General features: G+C 68.8%; 4 protein-coding genes. All 4 read left to right on the top strand.

Annotated features, from left to right (window positions below):
• The first annotated feature begins 63 nt into the window (after positions 1 to 63).
• The gene (locus LCE31_RS38150) at positions 64 to 384 is read left to right on the top strand and encodes a transposase (RefSeq protein WP_263632788.1); all 321 of its coding nucleotides are present in this window, start codon (positions 64 to 66) and stop codon (positions 382 to 384) included.
• A 138-nt stretch (positions 385 to 522) separates the two neighbouring features.
• Positions 523 to 1,101 carry a TetR/AcrR family transcriptional regulator gene (locus LCE31_RS38145; RefSeq protein ID WP_225022751.1) on the top strand — a complete coding sequence of 193 codons (579 nt, stop codon included), beginning with the start codon at positions 523 to 525 and terminating at the stop codon, positions 1,099 to 1,101.
• Positions 1,102 to 1,106: 5 nt separating this feature from the next.
• Complete coding sequence (locus tag LCE31_RS38140) at positions 1,107 to 2,600, top strand: MFS transporter (protein ID WP_225022749.1); 1,494 nt, start codon at positions 1,107 to 1,109, stop codon at positions 2,598 to 2,600.
• Between the two features lie 385 nt (positions 2,601 to 2,985).
• The coding region (locus LCE31_RS38135; protein ID WP_441349436.1) for a transposase family protein at positions 2,986 to 3,300 on the top strand (315 nt) is incomplete at its 3' end.

Raw genomic sequence — 3,300 nt, 5'->3', positions numbered from 1 at the left:
CCTCATCCAGCGCATCCGACGCGGCCTACGGCACATCCAGTACCACAGCGACCTCATAGACGGCTGCCTCGCCGAGACCGCATCAGACCTAACATAAGCAACCAGCGACATCACAAGTTCAACCTCAGTAGTTCGGATAAAACCAGATTCGGCGCGCGGGGCCTGGTCCTCAACGCAATGGTTCCGTTCACCACCCGGTGCATGGACACCGTCGTCACACAGCTCCGCGCGGACGGTTTCGACGTCCGGGACGAGGACGTCGCCAGCCTCTCGCCGTTCGTCCGCCACCACATCAATGTGCTGGGCCGGTACTCCTTCCAGCTCCCCGACCTGCCCGGCGGGCTGCGGCCCCCGCGGGGCAAGCATGCCGCCGACGAGGAGTGAGCCGTGCTGGCCGTGTAGCCGAGTCCGGCGTCGCTTTGCCTGCCGCCTCCGTCCCAGAATGCGGTACGGTACGGTTTCGTATCTATGATGGGAGGGTCGGTGGCTGGTACGGGACGGCCTCGCGACGAGGAGAGAAGTGTGGCGATCCGCCGGGCGGCTGCGGAGCTGCTCGGTGAGGTCGGCTACGACCTGGTGACGATCGACGCGGTGGCCGCCCGGGCCAGAGCGAGCAAGGCGACGATCTACCGCAGGTGGGACTCACTGGCGGAACTGGTCGTGGACACCGTGCGTTCGCTGGCCCGGCCGATTGCGGTGCCGGACACGGGAAGCCTGGCAGGGGACCTGAGAACGGCACTCGATCGGTTCCAGCAAGCCGACGCGTTCGAGCTGCGGGTGCTCAGCGGGCTGCTCGGCGCGCTGCCGCGCAACCCGGAGCTGGCGACGCTCTTCCGTGAGCAGGTGATCACACCGCGCCTGGGGCTGCTCCACTCGGTTTTCGCGAGCGCCGTGGAGCGCGGCGAGATCGCGACGGGCACGGACAGCGAGTTGCTGGCCATCGTGGTCCCGTCCATGCTCGCCTTCCGCGTCCTGCTGACGGGCGAGCCCGCGGACCCCGAGTACGCCGACCGCATTGTGCAGCAGATCATGCTGCCGCTGCTGACGGCCGCCTCTTCTTCCCCTGGCCCTGCTCCTCTGTCCGACCAAGTGAAAGCGTGAACGCGATGAGTGACAGCATGACACGGCCGGGGGCGGACGCCGCCCCTGCGGCAGTCAAGAGTTCCGGGCGCTGGATGATCCTGGGTGTGGTCTGCCTGGCCCAGCTGATGGTGGTCCTGGACGCCACCGTGGTGAATATCGCCCTTCCCACAGCGCAGCACGACCTCGGCTTCTCCAACGCCGACCGGCAGTGGGTCGTCACCGCCTACTCGCTGGCCTTCGGCGGGCTGCTCCTGCTGGGCGGGCGGCTGTCCGACATGTTCGGCCGCGAGCGGATGCTGATCATCGGTATGGTCGGCTTCGCCGCCGCCTCCGCTCTGGGAGGCGCGGCCACCGGCTTCACCATGCTCGTGATCGCCCGGGCGCTCCAGGGCGCGATGGGCGCCATGCTGGCCCCGGCAGCCCTGTCCACGCTGACCACGACGTTCTCCAACTCCAAGGAACGCGCCAAGGCATTCGGTGTCTACGGGGCGATCTCCGGTGCCGGTGGCGCTCTGGGTCTGCTGCTCGGCGGCCTCCTCACGGAGTACCTCAACTGGCGCTGGACCCTCTACGTCAACGTCGTCTTCTCCCTCTTTGCGATCACGGCGGCCGTGCGACTGCTGCGCATGCGCCCGCGGGACCGCAGCGTCCGTCTCGACCTGCCGGGCGTCGCCCTGGTCGCGGCCGGACTGGTCGCGGTGGTCTACGGCCTGTCGCGGGCGGAGACCGATGGCTGGAGCGCCGCCCTGCCCATCAGCCTGCTGATCGGCGGGGTGCTGCTTCTGGCCTGCTTCGTACTGGTGGAACGCCGTGCGGCGCACCCGCTGCTGCCGCTGCGTGTGGTGACCGACCGCTTCCGCGGCGGCGCCTACCTGACCATCGGCCTCTCCGCGATGGGCATGTTCGCCGTGTTCCTGTTCCTGACCTACTACCTCCAGCAGATCAAGGGCTTCTCGCCGGTGGCCACCGGCGCCGCGTTCCTCCCGATGATCGTCGCGCTGATCGGATTCTCGACCGGCGCCAGCGCACTGCTCGTGCCCCGCTTCGGGCCCCGGATCATCGTTTGCTCGGGACTGGTCGTCGCCGCCTGCGGAATGGGCATGCTCGCCTCCCTGCTGGATACCGGCTCCTCCTACGCAGCAGCCATCCTGCCGTCCCTGCTCGTCGTGGGCGCCGGACTCGGCATGGTGTTCTCCGCCGCCATGAACACCGCAACCTACGGGGCCGCCTCCGCCGACGCAGGTGTCGCCTCGGCGATGGTCAACACGGTCCAGCAGATCGGCGGCGCGATCGGTACGGCCCTGCTCAACACCATCGCCGTGAACGCGCTCACCGGCTACCTCACCGACCACGGCCACACCCCGGCAGCAGCAGCCCACGCGGCAGTCCACAGCTACACGGTCACCTTCTGGGCCTCCGCGGGCATCTTCGTCGGTGCCGCACTGATCGCCGCCCTCGTTCTGCGCTCCGGAGTACTCACAGACACCGAATCCTCCCCCGCCGCACACCCGGCCTGACCCCAGCGCCGGGCCGCCCCGAGAACCCATAGAAGCAGGCTCCCTCCCTGCCCGGCCTCCCCGTTCGCCCCTGCGCTCGTCCTCGCACGTGCCCGCAGAGCAAGCCCCCACCTGGAAGCCGGGCGCCGCACAGCCGCGCCCGCGGCCGAACGGAATCCGCCGGCCTCGTTCGGATAGGTCGTACAGACCAACTCGCTTGCCCTGTACGACCTCCCCACCAGGAGACAAGTCGCCGGGTTGAGCCCATCCGCCCCAGACCGGTCGCTCAGCGCCGGGCCCCGCCGGGCGCGAGGAGGCTGGTCAGCTCGGAGATCGGGTCTGTCAAATGAGCGGCTCTGTCGCGTAATCGGTGGTAACGAAGGGTGACGGTCGTCGTTGGTATGGTGTGCGCGATGTCAATGAGCTTGTGGCTGTGGTGTTTTCAGGGCTGTCGGCCCTGGTTGTCGAGGGCGTGGCGGACGAGGGTGAGGTCATCCGGGTGTCGGCGCGGACCCGGGACGATCCTGTGCCATGCCCGATCTGTGGCCGGCCAACGGGACGGGTGCATGGGTTCCATGGGCGGGTGGTCGCGGACTTGCCGGTGGACGGACGGCGGGTCGTCGTTGCGGTGCGGATCCGCCGCTTGGTGTGTCCGGTGCTCGCCTGTCCGCGGCAGACGTTCCGCGAGCAGGTTCCCGGCGTCATGGAACGCTACCAGCGC

The sequence above is a fragment of the Streptomyces sp. 8L genome (genome assembly GCF_020176795.1).
Lineage (GTDB): Bacteria > Actinomycetota > Actinomycetes > Streptomycetales > Streptomycetaceae > Streptomyces.
Note: the sequence above shows the minus strand (reverse complement) of the source record. Positions and strands in the feature narration are given on the sequence as shown.

Coding starts and splice junctions, on each gene's coding strand:
- LCE31_RS38140 (WP_225022749.1), top strand. CDS start 1,107: ATGAGTGACAGCATGACACGGCCGGGGGCGGACGCCGCCCCTGCGGCA.